The 18,410-nt window shown below is 74.6% G+C and carries 13 protein-coding genes; 8 read left to right on the forward strand and 5 right to left on the reverse strand.

Annotated elements, in window-relative coordinates; all coding sequences use genetic code 11:
- The first annotated feature begins 66 nt into the window (after window positions 1-66).
- From IE99_RS0120545 to IE99_RS0120560, 4 genes are all read left to right on the forward strand, one after another.
- Window positions 67-3,216 carry an ATP-dependent helicase gene (locus tag IE99_RS0120545; RefSeq protein ID WP_030173194.1) on the forward strand — a complete coding sequence of 1,050 codons (3,150 nt, stop codon included), beginning with the start codon at window positions 67-69 and terminating at the stop codon, window positions 3,214-3,216.
- Between the two features lie 21 nt (window positions 3,217-3,237).
- Window positions 3,238-6,696, forward strand: coding sequence for an ATP-dependent helicase (locus tag IE99_RS0120550; protein ID WP_037559779.1), 3,459 nt, complete (start codon window positions 3,238-3,240; stop codon window positions 6,694-6,696).
- Window positions 6,697-6,798: 102 nt separating this feature from the next.
- Entirely contained in the window at window positions 6,799-7,575 is a 777-nt protein-coding gene (locus IE99_RS0120555) for a class I SAM-dependent methyltransferase (protein WP_030173201.1), read from the forward strand.
- A gap of 62 nt (window positions 7,576-7,637) precedes the next feature.
- The gene (locus IE99_RS0120560; protein WP_030173204.1) at window positions 7,638-7,946 is read left to right on the forward strand and encodes a hypothetical protein; all 309 of its coding nucleotides are present in this window, start codon (window positions 7,638-7,640) and stop codon (window positions 7,944-7,946) included.
- Window positions 7,947-7,949: 3 nt separating this feature from the next.
- On the opposite strand, the gene IE99_RS0120565 is transcribed toward IE99_RS0120560, so the two are convergent.
- On the reverse strand, window positions 7,950-9,566 hold the full coding sequence (locus IE99_RS0120565; protein WP_245623288.1) for an AMP-binding protein: 1,617 nt from the start codon (window positions 9,564-9,566) through the stop codon (window positions 7,950-7,952).
- Window positions 9,567-9,802: 236 nt separating this feature from the next.
- Here IE99_RS0120565 and IE99_RS0120570 point away from each other — a divergent pair, with 236 nt between their 5' ends.
- Window positions 9,803-10,609 (forward strand): class I SAM-dependent methyltransferase, encoded by an 807-nt coding sequence (locus IE99_RS0120570; protein ID WP_030173210.1) that lies wholly within the window; start codon window positions 9,803-9,805, stop codon window positions 10,607-10,609.
- Between the two features lie 29 nt (window positions 10,610-10,638).
- Here IE99_RS0120570 and IE99_RS0120575 read toward each other — a convergent pair whose 3' ends face one another.
- Genes IE99_RS0120575 through IE99_RS0120585 form a run of 3 tightly spaced genes read right to left on the reverse strand, consistent with a single transcriptional unit; the run spans window position 10,639 to window position 14,968 of the window.
- Window positions 10,639-12,264 carry an IucA/IucC family protein gene (locus IE99_RS0120575; protein WP_030173213.1) on the reverse strand — a complete coding sequence of 542 codons (1,626 nt, stop codon included), beginning with the start codon at window positions 12,262-12,264 and terminating at the stop codon, window positions 10,639-10,641.
- Window positions 12,255-13,835 (reverse strand): IucA/IucC family protein, encoded by a 1,581-nt coding sequence (locus tag IE99_RS0120580; RefSeq protein ID WP_030173215.1) that lies wholly within the window; start codon window positions 13,833-13,835, stop codon window positions 12,255-12,257. The genes IE99_RS0120575 and IE99_RS0120580 overlap by 10 nt, the downstream gene beginning before the upstream one ends.
- Entirely contained in the window at window positions 13,832-14,968 is a 1,137-nt protein-coding gene (locus IE99_RS0120585; RefSeq protein ID WP_030173218.1) for an ATP-grasp domain-containing protein, read from the reverse strand. Before IE99_RS0120585 ends, IE99_RS0120580 begins: the two co-directional genes overlap by 4 nt.
- Window positions 14,969-15,138: 170 nt before the next feature.
- Here IE99_RS0120585 and IE99_RS0120590 point away from each other — a divergent pair, with 170 nt between their 5' ends.
- Window positions 15,139-15,747: an HD domain-containing protein gene (locus tag IE99_RS0120590; protein ID WP_030173221.1), complete on the forward strand. Its 609-nt coding sequence runs from the start codon at window positions 15,139-15,141 to the stop codon at window positions 15,745-15,747.
- Here the strand turns inward: IE99_RS0120590 and IE99_RS0120595 are convergent.
- Complete coding sequence (locus IE99_RS0120595) at window positions 15,737-16,015, reverse strand: DUF4031 domain-containing protein (RefSeq protein ID WP_030173224.1); 279 nt, start codon at window positions 16,013-16,015, stop codon at window positions 15,737-15,739. The two genes, IE99_RS0120590 and IE99_RS0120595, sit on opposite strands and share 11 nt — an antisense overlap.
- 77 nt (window positions 16,016-16,092) lie before the next feature.
- Here IE99_RS0120595 and IE99_RS0120600 point away from each other — a divergent pair, with 77 nt between their 5' ends.
- Together IE99_RS0120600 and nudC are read left to right on the forward strand one after the other, a co-directional pair.
- Window positions 16,093-17,475 carry a dipeptidase gene (locus tag IE99_RS0120600; RefSeq protein WP_030173227.1) on the forward strand — a complete coding sequence of 461 codons (1,383 nt, stop codon included), beginning with the start codon at window positions 16,093-16,095 and terminating at the stop codon, window positions 17,473-17,475.
- Window positions 17,462-18,379 carry an NAD(+) diphosphatase gene (gene nudC, locus IE99_RS0120605; protein WP_030173230.1) on the forward strand — a complete coding sequence of 306 codons (918 nt, stop codon included), beginning with the start codon at window positions 17,462-17,464 and terminating at the stop codon, window positions 18,377-18,379. Before IE99_RS0120600 ends, nudC begins: the two co-directional genes overlap by 14 nt.
- The last annotated feature ends 31 nt before the right edge of the window (window positions 18,380-18,410 follow it).

Below are 18,410 nucleotides of genomic sequence, written 5' to 3' on the forward strand. Positions count from 1 at the left end.
AGCGGTCTCGGCTGTCCCTCGCGTCTGGTGCAATGGAACGCTGTGCCAGCCGCTTCCTACCGTCTCGTGCGTCGCTCGGGTCCCGCGCGCGCCCTCCCGCCCCCGCTCGACGAGCGGCAGCGGCGGGTGGTCGAGCATGCCGGGGGGCCGCTGCTGGTGCTGGCCGGGCCCGGCACCGGGAAGACGACGACGATCGTCGAGGCGGTCGTCGACCGGATCGAGAACCGGGGGGTCGATCCGGAGCGGGTCCTCGTCCTGACGTTCAGCCGCAAGGCGGCCGGGGAGCTGCGGGAGCGGATCACCGGACGGCTGCACCGGACGACCCGGACGCCGCTCGCGCTCACGTTCCACGGCTACGCCTACGCGCTGCTGCGCCGCGACGCCGCCCTGAACGAGGAGGCCCCGCCCCGGCTGCTGTCGGGCCCCGAGCAGCTCCTGGAGGTGCGGCGGCTCCTGGAGGGCGAGCTGGCGGACGGCGCGGACGGCTGGCCGGAACGGCTGCGCGCCGCGCTCGGCACCCGCGGCTTCGCGGAGGAGCTGCGCGACTTCTCCTCCCGGGCGGTGGAGCGGGGGTTCGGGCCGGACGAGCTCGCGGCGCTCGGCCGCGTCCGCGGACGCGACGACTGGCCCGCCATCGGCGGCTTCATGGAGCGGTACGTGGACCGGTTCCTGCTCGATCCCGTCCCGACCTACGACTACGGCGAGCTGATCCGGATCGCCGCCGGGACGCTCGCCGACGACGAGTTCCGCGTCCAGGAGCGCGGCGCCTACGACGTCGTGTTCGTCGACGAGTACCAGGACACCGACCCCGCGCAGGAGGAGCTCCTGCGGTACCTGGCGGGCGACGGCCGCGACCTCATCGTCGTCGGCGACCCCGACCAGTCGATCTACGGGTTCCGGGGCGCCGACGTGCGCGGCATCCAGGAGTTCCCCGACCGGTTCCGCACGCTCGGCGGCGACCCCGCGCCCGTGGTGGCGCTGCGGACGTGCCGCCGGATGGGGCCGGAGATCCTGGCCGCGTCCCGCCGGATCGCGCAGCGGCTGCCCGCCGTGGGCGCGGGCGTGGCGGAGCATCGAGCGCTCCTGCACCCGGACGGGGTGGAGGACGGCGAGGTCCGCGCGGTGATCGCCGACTCCGAGAGCCAGGAGTCGGCCCTCGTCGCGGACGAGCTGCGCCGCGCGCACCTGCTCGACGGCGTCCCGTGGTCGCGGATGGCGGTGCTGGTCCGCAGCGCCGTCCGGCAGGTCCCGGCGCTGCGCCGCGCGCTCGCGCAGGCGGGGGTGCCGGTCGTGGTGGCGGGCGACGAGGTGCCGCTGGTGGGGGAGCCCGCCGTCCGGCCGTTCCTGCTGCTGCTGCGCGCCGCGCTGAAGAAGGGCTTCCTGGACGACGCCGTCGCCGAGGACCTGCTCACCGGGCCGCTCGGCGGCGCCGACGCGCTCGGGATGCGGCGGCTGAAGCGGGCGCTGCGCGACCTGGAGGAGCTGTCGGGCGGGCAGCGGCCGCTCGGCGAGCTGCTCGTCGCGGCCGTGGACGACGGGCGCGAGCTGACGCTCGTCCACGAGAAGGTCCGGGCCCCGGCGGAGCGGATCGCGCGGCTGATCGAGACCGCGCGGGCCGGCGCCCGCGACGGCGGCACGGCCGAGGACGTGCTGTGGGCCGTGTGGGAGGCCAGCGGCCGGGCCGACGTCCTGCTGGAGCGGTCGATGCGGGGCGGGACGCGCGGCGCCGCCGCCGACCGCGATCTGGACGCCGTCGTCGCGCTGTTCGACCACGCGGCCCGCTTCGTCGACCGGCTCCCGCAGGCCGGGCCGGAGCTGTTCGTCGACACGGTCGCCGCGCAGGAGATCGCCGGCGACACGCTCGCCGACCGGGCGCCCGCCGGGGAGGCCGTCCGGATCCTCACCGCGCACCGGTCGAAGGGCCTGGAATGGGACGTGGTGGTCGTCGCGGGCGTCCAGGAGGGCGTGTGGCCCGACCTGCGGCTGCGCGGGTCGCTGCTCGGCGTCGAGGAACTCGTCGAGCACGCCGCCGGGTCCGAGGCCGACGGCGAGGCGTCGGCGGGCGCGTCGATGGCGGCGAAGATGCTGGACGAGGAGCGCCGCCTCTTCTACGTGGCCGCCACCCGCGCCCGGCGGCGGCTCGTCGTCACGGCCGTCGGCGGCGACGACACCGAGGAGCGTCCGTCCCGGTTCCTGAACGAACTGCTGCCCGGCGCGATCGAGCGGTCGCAGCTGGACGAGAAGACCCGCTGGCTGTCCCTGTCGGCGCTCGTCGCGGACCTGCGCTCGGCGGTCGCCGACCCGTCCCGGCCCGAGCCGCTGCGCCGCGCCGCCGCCGGGCACCTGGCCAGGCTCGCCCGCGCCGGGGTGCGGGGCGCGCGGCCGGAGAACTGGTACGCGATCACCGCGCTGTCCGACCCGGGCCCGGCGTTCGCCGAGGACGAGCCGATCACGATCTCCCCGTCGCAGGTGGAGGCGTTCACGACGTGCGGGCTGCGGTGGCTGCTCGCGTCCGCCGTCGGCGCGCGCGAGGGCGGCCCGGACGAGTACAGCACGATGGGCAAGGTCGTCCACGCGGTGGCGGAGCTCGCGGGCGCCGACGACGGCATCGACGAGGTCCATGTCGCCGAGCGGCTCGACGAGATCTGGAACGACCTCGACTTCCGCAGCGCCTGGTATTCGGAGAAGCAGCGCGCGCAGGCCACGACGATGGTCGACAAGTTCCTCGCCTGGCACCGCGACAACCCGAACGAGGTCGTGGCGCTGGAGGAGTCGTTCAAGGTCGACCTCGGCCGCGTCGTGATCAAGGGCCGGATCGACCGCGCCGAACGCGACGCCCAGGGCCGCGCCGTGATCATCGACATCAAGACGTCCGGGACGCCCGTCCCGAAGGAGGATCTCGCCCGGCACCCGCAGCTGGGGGTGTACCAGTACGCGGTGATGCTGGGCGCGTTCGAGCGGCACGGGCTGATCGAGCCGGGCGGCGCGAAGCTCGTCCAGGTCGGGAAGGCGTCGTTCGCCGCCAAGGCCCGCGAGCAGGAGCAGGGCCCGCCCGCCGGCGACCCGGACCCCGAATGGCCGAAGCGGCTCGTCGAGATCGTCGCGACGGGCATGGCCGGCGAGGTGTTCCAGGCCCGCGCGAACGACAAGTGTCGCACCTGTCCCGTACGCTCCTGCTGTCCCGTCCACGAGGAGGGCGGGCAGGTCGGCGACTAGGGGAAGCTCGGGGGGAGCGGGGTGATCACGCCGGCGGAACTGGCCAGGCTGCTGGAGATCCCGGAGCCGACCGGCGAGCAGGCCCGGGTGATCGAGGCGCCGCTCGCGCCGATGGCGGTGATCGCGGGCGCCGGGTCCGGCAAGAGCGAGACGATGGCCGCGCGGGTCGTGTGGCTGGTCGCGAACGGGTTCGTCCGGCCCGAGCGCGTGCTCGGCCTGACGTTCACCCGCAAGGCCGCCGCCGAGCTGGGCGTGCGCGTCCGCAAGCGGCTCGACAAGCTCCGCGAGGCCCTGCCGGCGGACGAGCTGGAGCGGCTCGGCGGCGACGCGCTGTTCGACGGCGAGCCGATGGTCTCGACGTACCACTCCTACGCGGCGCGGCTGTTCGGCGACCACGCGCTGCGCGAGGCCCTCGAGCCGACGATGCGGCTGATCTCCCCGGCGGTCGCGTGGCAGATCTGCTCGCGCGTCGTCGACACCTACAACGGGCCGATGGACAGGATCGACTGGCAGCCCGACACCGTCACCAAGGCCGTCATGGAGCTCGCCGGCGACCTGTCGGAGCACCTGCGCACGCCCGACGACGTCCGCAGGGTCGGGTCCTGGCTTGAGGAGCGGTTCGCCGCCGTGCGCAGACCGCTGAAGGCGCAGCGCGACATCCTCGCCAAGCACGCCGTCCGCGAGCAGCTCATGCCGCTGATCGAGGCGTACCGGCAGGCCAAGTCCGCCCGCGAGGTCATCGACCACGGCGACCAGATGGCCCTCGCCGCCCGGATCGCCTACAAGCATCCCGAGGTGGGGATGTTCGAGCGGTCCCGGTTCTCGGTCGTCCTCCTGGACGAGTACCAGGACACCAGCCAGGCCCAGCTCGTCCTGCTGACGTCGCTGTTCGCGGGCGGCCACCCGGTCACGGCGGTCGGCGACCCCTGCCAGTCGATCTACGGCTGGCGCGGCGCGAGCGCCGGCAACCTGCTGCGGTTCGCTCACGACTTCCCGGCCCAGCCGTCCATCGGGAACCGGAGGGCGGTGCCCGCGCCGGTCGTCCAGCTCAGCAAGTCGTTCCGCAACGGCGAGCAGATCCTGGAGGCGGCCGCCCGCGTCCAGGACGAGCTGCGCGCCGAGACGAAGGCCGTGCCGCGCCTCACGCCCGGCGCCGGGCGCGAGGGCCGCGGACGCGTCGAATGCGCCCTGTTCGACACCGTCGAGACCGAGGCCGACGAGATCGCCGCGCGGATCGCCTCGCTGATGGCGGCCGATCCCGGGATCGCCCCGGACGGCGGGCCGCGACCGGAGCCGCTCGAGTACTCCGGCATCGCCGTCCTCGCCCGCAAGCGCTCCCAGTTCCCGCTGGTCAGGCGGGCTCTGGAGAGCCGCGGCATCCCGGTCGAGGTGGTCGGCCTCGGCGGGCTGCTGACCGTCCCGGAGGTCCAGGACGTCGTCGCGACGCTCCGCGTCATGCACGACCCGACGGCGGGCGCGTCCCTGGCCCGCCTCCTGACGGGGCCCCGCTGGCGTCTCGGCCCCCGGGACCTGGTGGCCCTGGGCCGCCGGGCCCGAGCCCTCGCGATCGAGTCCGCCCGCGACGTCACCCGCCCGGAACCCGCTCCGCAGGACGCAGCCGGGCCCGAGGGCGCCGTCGAGGGCACCGCCGCGCAGGCCGAAGGCGGGCCCGGTGGCGAAGCCGGCCGCGGGGTGGGGGGCGCGGGCGAAGGCGACGCGGCGGGCGGCGGCGATGCCGGGGCCGGGGCGGACGATCCGCTGCGGCAGCTGGTCAGTGAGCTCAACCAGGAGACCGGCAGCCTCGTGGACGCGCTCGACGACCTCGGGGATCCGGGCGCGTACTCGCCGGAGGGGTACGGCCGGCTGCGGCGGCTCCGCGACGAGCTGCGCGGGCTGCGCGGGCAGGTGGGGCTGCCGCTGCCCGATCTCGTCACCGAGGTCGAGCGGACGCTCGGCCTCGACATCGAGGTCGCGGCGCGGTCCGGGCTCGACCCCGTCACCGCGCGGGCCGACCTCGACGCGTTCGTCGACGCGGCCGCGTCGTTCGCGGGCGACGCGGAGGACCCGACGCTCGGCGCGTTCCTCGCCTACCTCAAGGCGGCCGAGACGGAGGAGTTCGGCCTGGAGGCGGGGCGCGTCGGCGAGACCAACAGCGTCAAGCTGCTCACCGTGCACGCCTCGAAGGGCCTGGAGTGGCCGGTGGTGATCGTCCCGGGCCTGGTGTTCACCCCGCAGAAGAACGGCGGGCCGGCGAAGGGGTCGATCTTCCCGTCGCCGCCGCAGAGCGCGACCCGCTGGACGGCGAACCCCCGCGTCCTGCCGTTCATGCTGCGGGGCGACCGCGCCGACCTGCCCGCCTTGACGGGCCTGGACAAGGACGATCTCGCGGAGTTCGACCGGGCGTGCGCCGAACGCGACCTGCGGGAGGAGCGGCGCCTCGCGTACGTCGCCGTGACGCGGGCGTCGAGCCTGCTCATCACCACCGGGTACTGGTGGGGGGCGTCGGGCCGCCCGCTCGGCCCGTCCCCGTTCCTCGACGAGGTGCGGGAGGTGTGCCTCGCGGGCGCCGGCGAGGTCGTCGCCTGGGCGGACCCGCCCGAGGACGGCGCGACCAACCCCCTCCTGGACGACCGGGCCCGGGCGGAGTGGCCCGCCCTCCCCGGCGACCGGGGCGACGCCGGCGCCACCGCGCGGCAGCGCTACGAGGCGATCGTCGAGGCGGCCCGGATGGTCGGCGACGAGATGGCCGGGCGCACCCGCCGCTGGGCCGGCGACGCGGGCCTCGCGGACGCCGACCGCGCCCGCATGACCGCGTGGGCGCGCGACGTCGAGCTTCTGCTGGCGGAACGCGACCGGGGCCGGGGCGGCGACGGCCTGCTGGTCGAGCTGCCGCCGCATCTGACGGTGTCGTCGCTGGTGACGCTGGCCCGCGACCCGGCCGCGCTGGCCCGGCAGATCCGCCGCCCGATGCCACGCCCGCCCGCCCCCTACGCGCGCCGTGGCACCGCCTTCCACGCCTGGCTGGAGGGGCGCTGGGGCCAGCAGCGCCTCCTCGACCCGGACGAGCTGCCCGGCGCCGCCGACGAGGGCGCCGCCGACGACGCCCATCTGGAGCGGCTGCAGGAGCGCTTCGAGGCGTCGGAGTGGGCGGCGCGGGAACCGCTCGACATCGAGGTCCCGTTCGAGACGATCCTCGGCGACCGGCTGGTCCGGGGCCGGATGGACGCCGTGTTCCGGTCCGGCGGCGGCTACGAGGTCGTCGACTGGAAGACCGGGTCGCCGCCGTCCGGGGAGGACGCCCGGTTCGCCGCCGTGCAGCTCGCCGCGTACCGGCTGGCGTGGGCGCAGCTCGCGGACGTGCCGGTCGAGCGGGTCAGCGCCGCGTTCCACTATGTCGCCGCGAACGTCACCGTCCGCCCCGCCGACCTCCTCGACGCCGACGGCCTGGCCGCCCTCCTGGAGACCGTCCCCTCGGTCTGACGACGGTTCCCAGCGGATCAATGGCACATGTCACGTCCAATGGTCCCTGGCCACCGAACGCCGATTCAGGGATGATCCCGGCATCGACCCAGAGGAGGCGGCGTGACCGTGGCGCATGACGAGAAGGTCGTCCAGAAGTTCTCCAGACAGGCGGCGGGGTTCACGGACCCGTGGCCGAGCACGGGATCCTCCCCGCACCTGGAGCGGCTCGTCCGGTTCATGGAGCCCGAACTCGATCTGGACGACGTCGTCCTGGAGGTGGCGGCCGGGACGGGGACGTTGTCCCGTGCGATCGCGCACCGCGTGCGGCACGCGACCGCGCTGGACCTCGTCCCGGATCTGCTGGCGGAGGGCAAGCGGGAGGCCGACCACGCGGGGCTCGTCAACGTCACGTTCACGCACGGCGACGCGACGGCGCTGCCGTACCTCGACCGGTCGTTCACGCTGGTGGTGACGCCGTTCTCGCTGCACCGGGCCGCCGACCCTGAGGCGGTCGTGCGGGAGTTGGCGCGGGTCAGCCGGCCCGGCGCCGCGGTGATCATCGCCGATGTCGTCCGCCCCGAAGGGCAGGGCGACCCGAACCGGATCGAGCGGCTCCGCGACCCCGCGCACCGCGCCCTCCGCACCGCCGACGAGATCAGGGCGATGCTCGCGGGCGCGGGCGCCGAGCCCAAGCGGTCGGACACGTTCGACCATGTCCGACCGCTGGCCGCGTGGCTGGAGTCCGCCCGGACGCCCGACGACGCCGCCGCGCGGATCCGCCGGGAGCTGGAGGAGGAGCTCGGGGGCGGTCCGGCGACCGGGATGCGGCCCGTCGCCGTGGACGGCGAGCTGCACGTCACCCGCACCCTCCATTTCCAGCACGCGATCCCGGGCTGAGACTCGCGCGTCTTCGAGCGGATGTTCGACGCTGATCGCTCAGATGTTCTATCTTGTCGAACATGAGTTCCACTGCCGTCCGCTCCCTCGACCGCGACCCCGCCGCGCTGGCGATGCGCATCGGCGTCGTCGCGGCGGAGGCCGCCCTCGCCACCTTCGTCCGCAACATGGACGTGGACGACCTCGAGGGCGGCGTCGCGTTCGAGGGGTACATCAGCCCCGCCGAGATGCCGGTGTTCTCGCTGGTCATCGACACGCTGGCCGAGGCGCGGCCGGGTGACGAGCGTCCGCTGGACGAGCGGCGCGCCGCCGCGCTGAACGACCTGGCCCGCATCTGCATGGCCGCGAAGGCGAGCGCGGGCGCGGCCTGACCGTCAGCGTTTCCGCAGGGCCTTGGCCCTGACCTTCCCGGTGCTGGTGCGGGGCAGTGCCCGGACGAACTCGATGTCGCGCGGCACCTTGTAGCGGGCGAGGTGCCGCTTCACGTGCGCCTTCAGCTCGTCGGCGGCCACGTCCGAGCCCTCGGCGCGCACGACATAGGCGGCGAGGCGCTGCCCGAAGTCGGCGTCCTCGACGCCGGTGACCGTCACCTCCGCCACACCCGGATGCCCGGCGAGCAGGCCCTCGACCTCGCCGGGGAACACGTTCTCCCCACCCGAGACGATCATGTCGTCGGCGCGGCCGTCGATGAAGAGGCGTCCCTCGGCGTCGAAGTGGCCGAGGTCGCCGGTGCCGGTCAGGCCGTCCCGGACGTCCTTGCCGCCGCCGCCCGTGTAGCCCGCGAACCGCAGCCCGCCGCCGGTGTGGATCTCGCCGGTCTCGCCGCTCGGCAGCTCCCGCCCGTCCTCGTCGAGGATCTTGATGGTGAGGCGGAAGGAGGGGCGGCCGACCGTGCCGGGCGCGTCCCGGAGGTCCCGCGGGGTGGCGATCGACGCCCAGCCGGTCTCCGTCGCCCCGTACACGTTGACGAGGACGTCGCCGAACCGGTCCATGAACGCCTCCGACAGGGACGGGTGCAGCGCGGATCCGCCGCACACGACCGTGCGCAGGGAGGGCGTCGGCGGCGCGTCCGGCACGTCCAGGAGCCGCTGGAGCATCACGGGCACCGCGACGAGCGTCTCCGCCTCGTGGTCGGCGATCGCGTCCAGCACCGCCGCCGGGTCGAACCGGCGCGACAGGATCAGCGGCGTCCCCATCCCGAGCCCCACCGACAGGTAGGCGTAGCCGAGGATGTGGAACAGCGGCGGCGCGATGACGAGCGGCGCGCCCGTCCGGACGGGGACGCGCATCAGATGGCTGAGCGCCGCCGGGATCAGCGTCGCGACGGAGATGTCGTGCCGGGCGCCCTTCGGCGTCCCGGTGGTGCCGGACGTCATCACGATGACGTTGCTCGCCCGCTCTGTGACGACCTTCTCGGGTGCGGTGGCCGCCACGAGGCCGTCGATCGTGTCGTGCTTTCCGGAGCCCTCGTCCGTCCAGGCGAGGACCCGCGTCCCGGCGAAGGACGCGTCGTCCACGACGGGGCCGAACTCCTCGTCGTGGACGAGCAGCGTCACGCCCTCGCGGTCGATCACCTGGCCGAGCTGGGTGGCGGAGAAGTCGGTGTTGAGCAGGACGACGTCGGCGCCGAGCCGGGTCCCGGCGAGGAGCGCCTCGACGAACCCGCGGTGGTTGCGGCACAGGATGCCGATCCGGCCCGCCGCGTCCCCGCCGGCCCGCTCGCGCAGCGCCGTGGCGAGCGCCGCCGCGCGGGCGTCCAGCTCCGCGCAGGTCAGCGCGCCGCGCTCGTCGACGAGCGCGGTCCGGTCGGGGAACCGCAGCGCCGCCATCGCGCCGACCGTCGCCGGGACGGGCCCGTACCGGACGTAGGGGAACAGCATCCGCACCGCCCGGTCCGGGCGCACGGGGGTCAGCATCCCCGTCTCCCGGACCGCGCGGACCGCCCGCGTTCCGAGACCCGCCATCGCACGCACCCGGTCGAACACCTGCACGGAAACACTCCTCGTGTGGACGTGCGGCCATTTACCGCCGCAGCATGAGTTTGCGACATACCCGACCTTTTTCGCGATATGTGGCCGGTTCTAAGAGCCGGTAAAAAGCCGCCCACCGAAGGTTGTGGTGACTCCGCCGACCGTCGACGCCACAGGGGCGGCGGCGTAGCGTCCCGGGCGTGAGCGGACCCGGCCGGAGTGCCGGGCTACGGGCGGAAGAAAAGGGGAATCGGGCCGTGAAGAAAAGGTCCGCGCGACTGCGCAGGAACCGGGCGAGCCTCGGACACAAGATCCGGTACGCCGCGCGGCGCCCGGAACGCGTCGTCCCCTATCTGGGGCGGCTGGGCCGGGACACCTGGCTGCGCCTCAAGCACCGCGACCACGTCGAGTACTACCGGGCCGTGATGGCGTCCGACTCGGCGAAGAGCCCCGAGGGCGCGGTCGGCAGCCACACCCACGAGCGGTGGCTGGCCCTCGGCCGGCTGCAGTTCGACTACCTCGCCGGGCACGGCCTCAAGCCGAGCGACCGGGTCCTGGAGATCGGCTGCGGGAACCTGCGGGCGGGCTGGCGGTTCATCTCCTTCCTCGACGCCGGGAACTACTACGGCCTCGACATCTCGCCCGACATCCTCCTCGCCGCGCAGAAGACCCTCGTCCGGTTCGGCGTCCAGGACAAGGCGCCGCACCTGATGCTGGTGCAGGACCTCAAGCTCGACTTCCTCCCGTCGGAGTACTTCGACGTCGTCCACGCGCACAGCGTCTTCTCCCATTCGCCGATCGAGGTCATCGACGAGTGCCTCGCGAGCGTCGGCCGCGTCCTCGCGCCCGGCGGGCACTTCGACTTCACGTTCGACCGGACGGAGACGAAGGAGCACCACGTCCTGCGCGAGGACTTCTACTACCGCACGGAGACGCTGATCGAGCTGGCCGCCGCGCACGGCCTGACCGCCCGGTTCATGGAGGACTGGGAGAAGACCGGCCACCCGCAGTCGAAGATCCGGGTCACCCGCGAACCGGCCCCGGCCAAGCTGCAGGACGCCTGACGGCGACGACGTAGGGGGCGTCTCCGCTCTCAGAGCGGCAGCGGCGCGGCCAGCGGGTTGGGGACCGGGACATAGGCCGCGCCGCGGTCGGCCGAGCGGTGCCAGCGGGCCCGCAGGTTCGCCTTCGCGGGCAGCGGCACCCCGGCCAGCAGCGCCCGCACCGGCGGGTGGTGCCCGAAGGACGTGAAATGCCGCCGCGCGGCCGGCCAGAGCGACGCGTCCAGCTCGGGGTGCAGGTCGGCGACCGCGGCGGCGATCTCCGTCAGGTGGTTGACGAGCAGGCAGTAGACGACGCGGTTCCAGCCCCGGTCGGGGGTGTAGGCGAGCCCTTCGGCGACCCGGGCCGGGACCGCGGCGAGCTCGGCGTCCCAGCGCCCGGCGACGAGCTTGGTCCCTTCGAGGTCGCGGAAGGCGGCGTGGACCGGCATCCCGTCGTCGTCCACGCAGATGAGGACGTTCTGCAGATGCGGCTCCAGCACGACGCCGCGCTCCAGGAACGCGCGCAGGACGGGCGTCGCCACCAGCCCGACGTAGGCGTCCCACCAGGTCAGGGCCTCTTCCGCGGTGGCGAGGGCCGGTAGCGAGGACAGGAACGTGCTGTAGGGGTCGGCGAGGGCCCCCGCCAGCAGGGGCGTCCCCGGAAGCCCCCGCACGCCCTGCCGGACGATGACGCCCAGGCCCTCGTAGAGGCGGCGGTCCGCGAGGGCGACGCTCCGGTAGGCGGGCTCGGTGAGGAACGTGGCGCCGAGGCCCCCGAACATGCGGGGCAGCAGCCGGTTCAGCACGATCGCCCCGGACAGCTCGTACCAGGCGTTCTTGCGGACGCAGTTCGTGATGCGGATGTCGAGGCTGAACTTGCAGAACAGGTCGGCGTCCGGCAGGTAGACCGTCCGGACCGACGACGTCGGCAGCGCCTCCGCGTCCGACTCGCCCAGGTCGAGGACGACCCCCTCCGCGAACGCCCGCCGCAGGACCGGCCGGTCCGAGAGCAGCGACAGCTGCCACGGGTGCGCGGGCAGCAGCCGGTGCCCGGTGGGCGCGGCCGGGCCGTGCGCCGCGAGCGCCGCGAACGCGCCGGCGTCGCCCTCCTCGGCGACCGCGTCGTCCCGGACGGCCAGCCAGCGCGGCCGGAACCGCGCCCGCGTCTCGGGGGAGTACCGCAGCCAGTCGCCGGGCGCGCCCTGCCGTGCCTTCGGCGACGGATGGAACCGGTGCCCGGCGACGAGCGACCGCTCCGACTCGGCGAACCGGCCGTCGCCCGGCGCCCCGTCCCCATGGGCCCCGGCCCGCGCGGCGAGGATCGCGGTCAGCGCGGTGTGGCTGTCGCGGACCTGCGCGAGGAACTCCGGGTTCGGGCGGCCGGTCGCGAGTTCCAGCTCGCCTGCGACGAGGTCGGCGAGCCGCGCCCACGGCACCGGGATCCAGCCGTCGCCGCGCCGCTCCTCGAACGGCGGCGCGAGCCGGTACGTCGGCCCGGCGGGCGGCCGCGCGAGCCCGGTGCGCAGCACGACCCCGGCCCGGGGGAGCCGCGCGACCAGGTGCGGGCCGTCCGGCCACACCTGCTGCTCGGGCGCGCAGACCTCGCGGATCAGGCAGTTGAGCAGCGCGGTGGCGGTCGCGGTGCCGGCGGACAGGGCCGGTTCGGTCAGCAGCACGTGGTGTCCCGTAGGTAGTTCGGCCCGGACGGGCCGTAGTGCTTGTTGATGTCGGCGGCGCCGGTCCGCGCCTTGTCGACGAGCGTCCCGGCGGTGAGCATGGCCTTGCCCGGCAGCGCCGCCGCGTCGAGCGTGCGCGAGCGCAGGAATCCGTGCCCGGCCCCGAGCGCCGCGTCGAGCCGGTCGCGGACGAGCCCGAGGCCGGTGCGGAGCGGCAGCAGCCCCCGCTCCGCGAGGCCGAAGGCGGGCGCCGCGGCGCACAGGTGCAGAGTGATCGTGACGAAAACGCGGGCGAGCGCGTCCGGGTCGCGGGTCGTCATCCGCCGGTCGATGAGGTCGCGCGGATCGGTGCCGGCGGACGGGGCGAGCCGGGACCCGAGGACGCCGGTGTCGATGAGCGCGCCGTCGTTGTCCTTGACGAGGAGGCGGAGCGGGGCGCCGTCGTCCAGGACGAGGGCCACGTTCTGCTGGTGCGCCTCCAGCGCGATCCCGTAGCCGAACAGGGTGACGTTCCAGGAGAACAGCGCCGACAGGTAGTCACCGAAGAGGGCCTCGACGTCCCAGCGCTCGATGACGTGCCCGCCCTCGGGGGCCTCCGCCAGGAGCGCGGCGACGGGAACGATGTGGGCGCGCTCGGTCTCGGGCGGGAAGCGCCGGACGAGATAGGCCAGCAGGGGCGAGTCCGCGTGCCCGTAGGTCTGCTCGTCCGCCAGGAGGACCGGGAGGTCCTCCCGCTCCAGGACGCGGCGCAGGAGGCGTTCGACGAGCGCCCCGTCCGGCAGCGTCCCCGGCACGATCGTTCTGCGGTTGCGGAGCCCCAGCGTGCTCGTCGGCAGCGGCACCTTCACGTGGCAGCGCGGCCCGGCCGTCACGGTCCGCATCGAGAGGGTGGGCGTGACCTGGAGGTAGGGGTCCGGGGCGAGGAACGCGCCCGGCTCGTCGCGGACGTGCGGCACGGCCAGCGGGTGGACGGGGAACAGCGGCTCGTCGCCGCGCAGCCCCACCTCGCTCGGTCCGGGCCACCACGCCGGATGCTCGCCGACGCGCGTCGCGTCCCGGACCGCGGCCCAGCGCAGCGGGAACGACTGCGCGAACTCGGGCGCGTACCGGCTCACGTCCGCCATGCTGAGGCCCGTCCGGGACCGGCCCATCGGGTGGACGGGGTGGTCGTTGTAGGCGGCGAGCGCCTCGTAGAACACGCCGGGGCCGACGCGCAGGGCGTCCGGGATCCGGGCCAGGCGGCGCAGGACGGCGGGCCGGGCGTCCTCGTGCAGCCGGATCACGGTCAGGGCGTCCCGGCACTCGCGTTCGAACGCGTCCACGTCGTCGCGCGGATCGGCGACGGCCCGGACGGCGCGGAACACATCGCCCAGCCGGAGCGCCTGCCCGGGGTCGACCGCGACCGCGCTGAGGAACGGCGTCTCCGGCGCGGTCAGCCGCACGCGCCGGGTCGGCAGGACGAGGGCGCGGCCGTCCGGTGCGACGCGGCTCCGCAACCCTCCGTAGTCCTCACGGAGCAGCGCGTCCAGGATCCGGGCCGCGAGCGGGCCCTCGACGGAGTCGCGGGTCACGCGATCGTCCACCGGTGGGCGTCGCGGAAACGGGACAGGGCGGCCTCGACCCGCGGGCCGTCCGGCCCGATGGCGCGGACGGTGCCGAGGTAGTCGCGGTTGGTCCGGGTGAGGGCGATGGCGTCGCCGACCGCGCGCTGCGGCCGGTACGCCAGCCGCACGGGGCCGTCGTCCAGCTCCATCGGCCCCGGAGCCGACGTCAGCGTGCCCGACCGGCCCGCGAGGATCGGCTCCGCCACCGCGTGCCGCTCCGGCGCCGCCGCGCCCTCCGCCCGTTCGCCGAGATGGACGCGCAGGATCCGCTCGAACAGCGGGACGCCGAGCAGGTCGGCCAGCAGGAAGTCGCAGTGGTCGCCGATCAGCCGGTAGTTCACCTCGATGACGCGGGCCCGGCCCTCGTGCACGACGAACTCGGTGTGGCACGCGCCGAACCCGATCCCGAGCTCCGCGAGCTGGGCCAGCACCTGCGGTGTCTCCGGCGGCGGGGGAGCCCACTCCAGGCGCTCCTCCACGAAGTACGGCGGCGGCGACAACCGCGTACGGAACGACCCCAGGACGTGGAGGTCGTGCCCGTCACCGAGGGTCTCGAGCGTGTGCAGCTCTCCCGGCAGGTATTCCTCGACGATGAGCGGGTCCGCCCGGCGGGACGCGATCTCGGCGCGGCGGGCGGCCAGTTCCTCCGCGTCGTGGACGAGGAACACGTCCTCGCTGGCCACGCCCTCGCGCGGCTTCAGGACGAGCGGGTAAGGGGCGTCCGGCGGGACCCGTCCGGCGTCGGCCGCGAACACCGGGTCGAGGCCGGCGAGGTGGCGCCGCATCAGGCGCTTGTTCTTCGCGCGGACGGCGGCCCGCCAGTCCTTGCCGGGGAGGCCGAAGTAGGCCGCGGCCAGCGCGGCGGGCGCCTGCAGGAAGTCGCCGTTGGAGAAGACCGCCGCGGGGCGTTCCTCGATCCGGTCGACGACGGCGCGGAAGTCGGACACCTCGCACGCGACGACGGCGCCCGGCGCGGCGCGGTGCGCCTCCGGGCGGTCGGTCAGCGTGACCACGTCCAGTCCGAGGTGCGCGGCGGCGGGCAGGAAGCCGTGCGTCACGGAGTCCGTCGCCTTGCCGGCGATCAGGTAGAGGCGGGCCACGGTCGTTCTTTCCGTCGAATAGGGGTGCGCGGAGCCGAGCGAGGCCGGACAAGGTGAGGTAAGCCTTGCCTAACCAAGAACCGACACCATAGTGGCCGCACCCGGGATCGCAGGCAAGAACGATGGCATCGCGTGTCCCGCCGTGTCCCGTGATCCGCGAGGATGGATCCATGAATCTCGTCGAGCGGTGGGTGGCGCTGGCCGGGTCGCATACCCGGCGGATCGGGGCGGAATTGGATGCGCGGTACGGCGAGTCCCACCGCCGCTACCACGACCGCGCCCACCTCGCCGCGGTCCTCGACATCGTGGACGAGCTCGCCGGGCACGCCGCCGACGCCGACGCCGTCCGCCTCGCCGCCTGGTTCCACGACGCCGTCTACGACCCGCAGCGCGCCGACAACGAGGAGCGCAGCGCCCGCCTCGCCGTCCGCATGCTCGCCGACACCGACCTCGCCGCCGCCACCGTGGACGAGGTCGTCCGGCTCGTCGAGCTGACCGTCGGCCACGCCCCCGGCGACGACGACCGCAACGGGCAGGTGCTCTGCGACGCCGACCTCGCGATCCTCGGCGCCGACCCGGAGCGGTACGCCGCCTACGCCGCCGCCGTCCGCGAGGAGTACGCGTTCGTCCCGGAGGAGTTCTTCCGCGCGGGTCGGGCGCAGGTCCTCACCGGGCTGCTCGAGCTCCCGAGCCTCTTCCACACCCCCGAGGCCCGCGCCCGCTTCGAAGACCGCGCCCGCCACAACATCACCACCGAACTCAGGCTCCTCAACGCCTGACCGTCTGGGGCCGGGATTCCTTCCGGCGGCGCAGGCCCGCCTTCGTGAGGCGGCGCAGCAGCTCCTGGCAGCCCACCGGCTCCGCGCCCAGCGCGACCGCCGCCGCGTACAGCTCCGACGGGACGTCGTAGTGGTCCCGCTCGAACGCGCGCGGCGGCATGCCGAGCTCCGCCGCGAACGCGTGCAGCTCCGCGAACGACACGTCGCTCACCATGTGCGACCACACCCGGCCGCGCGCGGGCCACAGCGGCGGATCGATCAGGATCACGGCATCTCCCGGGGGAACGAGGTCGGCGGGGGATCCCCTACAGTGCTCGACAGTACGACATGCGAAGGGGCATGCAGGTGGACGTTCTCGACTACATCAACGCCGGCCGCGACCGGTTCATCGCCGATCTCAGGGAATGGCTGGCGATCCCCTCCATCTCGGGGGACCCCCGGTACGCCGGGGACGTGCGCCGCTCCGCCGAGTGGCTCGCCGCCCACCTCAAGGCCCAGGGCTTCCCCACGGTCGAGGTCTGGGAGACGCCCGGCCTGCCCGCCGTCTTCGCCGAATGGCCCGCCGAGGACCCCGGCGCCCCCGCCGTCGTCGTCTACGGCCACCACGACGTCCAGCCCGTCGAACCCCTCTCCGAGTGGGACACCGACCCGTTCACGCCCGTCGAGAAGGACGGCCGGCTCATCGCGCGCGGCGCGTCCGACGACAAGGGCCAGGTCTTCTTCCACACCCTGGGGATCCGCGCCGGGCTCGCCACGTCCGGGCGGCAGGCCCCGCCCGTGACGATCAAGCTGCTGGTGGAGGGCGAGGAGGAGTCCGGGTCGGTGCACTTCCCCGACCTGCTCCGCACCCATCGCGACCGGCTCGCCTGCGACGCGATCGTCATCAGCGACACCACCATGTGGGCCGCGGACGTCCCGTCCATGTGCACCGGGATGCGCGGCCTCACCGAGGCGGAGCTGACGCTCCGCGGCCCCTCGTCCGACCTGCACTCCGGCTCGTTCGGCGGCGCCGTCCCGAACCCGCTGCACGCCATGGCGGCGATGCTCGCAGCGCTGCACGACGCCGACGGGCGCGTCACGCTCCCCGGGTTCTACGACGGCGTCGTCCCGCTGACCGCCGAGGAGCGCGAGCTGTTCGCGCGGCTCCCGTTCGACGAGGCCGCCTGGCTGCGCACCGCCGGCGACAGCCGCGCCGCCTACGGTGAGAAGGGCTACACCACCCTGGAGCGCGTCTGGGCGCGCCCGACCGCCGAGATCAACGGGATGTGGGGCGGGCACACCGGACCCGGCGGCAAGACGATCGTGCCCCGCGAGGCGCACGCCAAGATCTCGTTCCGGCTCGTCGCCGGACAGGACCCGATCAAGGTGCAGGACGCCTTCAAGGAGTGGGTCGCCGCGAACACGCCGGTGGGCGTCGAGGCCGAGGTCAGCGTCCCGGGCGGCGGCGTCCGGCCGTGCTTTTCGCCGATCGGCTCACCCGGCGTGCAGGCCGCCCGCCGCGCCATGGGGCGCGCGTTCGGCACCGAGGTCCTGTTCACCCGCGAGGGCGGCAGCGGCCCCGAGGCCGACCTCGCCGACATCCTCGGCGCGCCGCTGGTCTTCGTCGCGGTCGGCCTGGACGACGACCGCATCCACGCAGCCAACGAGAAGGTCGAGATCGCACTGCTCCTCAAGGGCGCCGAGACGTCCGCGTACCTGTGGGAAGAACTGGCCGATGCCCTCCGCTGACCGCCCCCTGGAGTGGCTGGCCCTCGCCCGCGGCACCCTCGACCGCGTCGCGCTGCGCCGCCGCGACGACGCCTGGCTGGACGCCGCGTGGGCCGACCCCCGCACCCGCGTCGTCGTGGTCGAGCAGGGCCGCGCGCTCGTCGCGTTCGACCCGGCCCCCGCGCTGGTGCTCGTCCCGCCGGACCGCGCGCCGGACGGCGACCGCTGGCTCCTCGGCGTCGACGCCGCCGGCGCCGCCTACTTCGGCGTCCCCGGGCCGCTGCCCGCCGTCGAGGGCGCCGAGCCGGCCGAGCTGCGCCGCGTCGGCGCCGTCCTGTCCGACCGCGACTCCGGGCTGCTCACGCACGTCGTCGCCCTGGAGGCATGGCACGCCACGCACCGCTTCTGCCCTCGCTGCGGGATGCGGACGCGGGTCGCGTCGGCCGGGCACGTCCGCGTCTGCCCCGAAGACCGGTCCGAGCACTTCCCGCGCCTCGACCCCGCCGTCATCATGCTCGTGACGGACGCGGCCGACCGGATCCTGCTGGCCCGCGGCCCGCAGTGGCCCGCCGACCGCCGCTCGATCCTGGCGGGGTTCGTGGAGCCCGGCGAGTCCCTGGAGCAGGCCGTCGCCCGGGAGGTCCTGGAGGAGGTCGGCCTCTCCGTCCGGGACGTCCGCTACCTGGGCAGCCAGCCGTGGCCGATGCCCCGCAGCCTCATGCTCGGCTTCAGCGCCCGCGCCGACGGCGACGCCCCCCTCCGGCCCGACCCGGAGGAGATCCTGGACGCCGCCTGGTACACCCGCGACGAGCTCCGCGCCGCCATCGAGGCGGGCGAGATCATCGCCCCCGGCCCGCTGTCGATCGCCGCGCAGCTGATCATGCGCTGGTACGGCGCCGAACTCCCGCGGATGCCGCCGTTCTGACATGCGGCGACCGGCGGCCCCGAGCGTCTCG

This window comes from Spirillospora albida (assembly GCF_000718255.1).
In the GTDB taxonomy this organism is placed as follows: domain Bacteria; phylum Actinomycetota; class Actinomycetes; order Streptosporangiales; family Streptosporangiaceae; genus Spirillospora; species Spirillospora albida.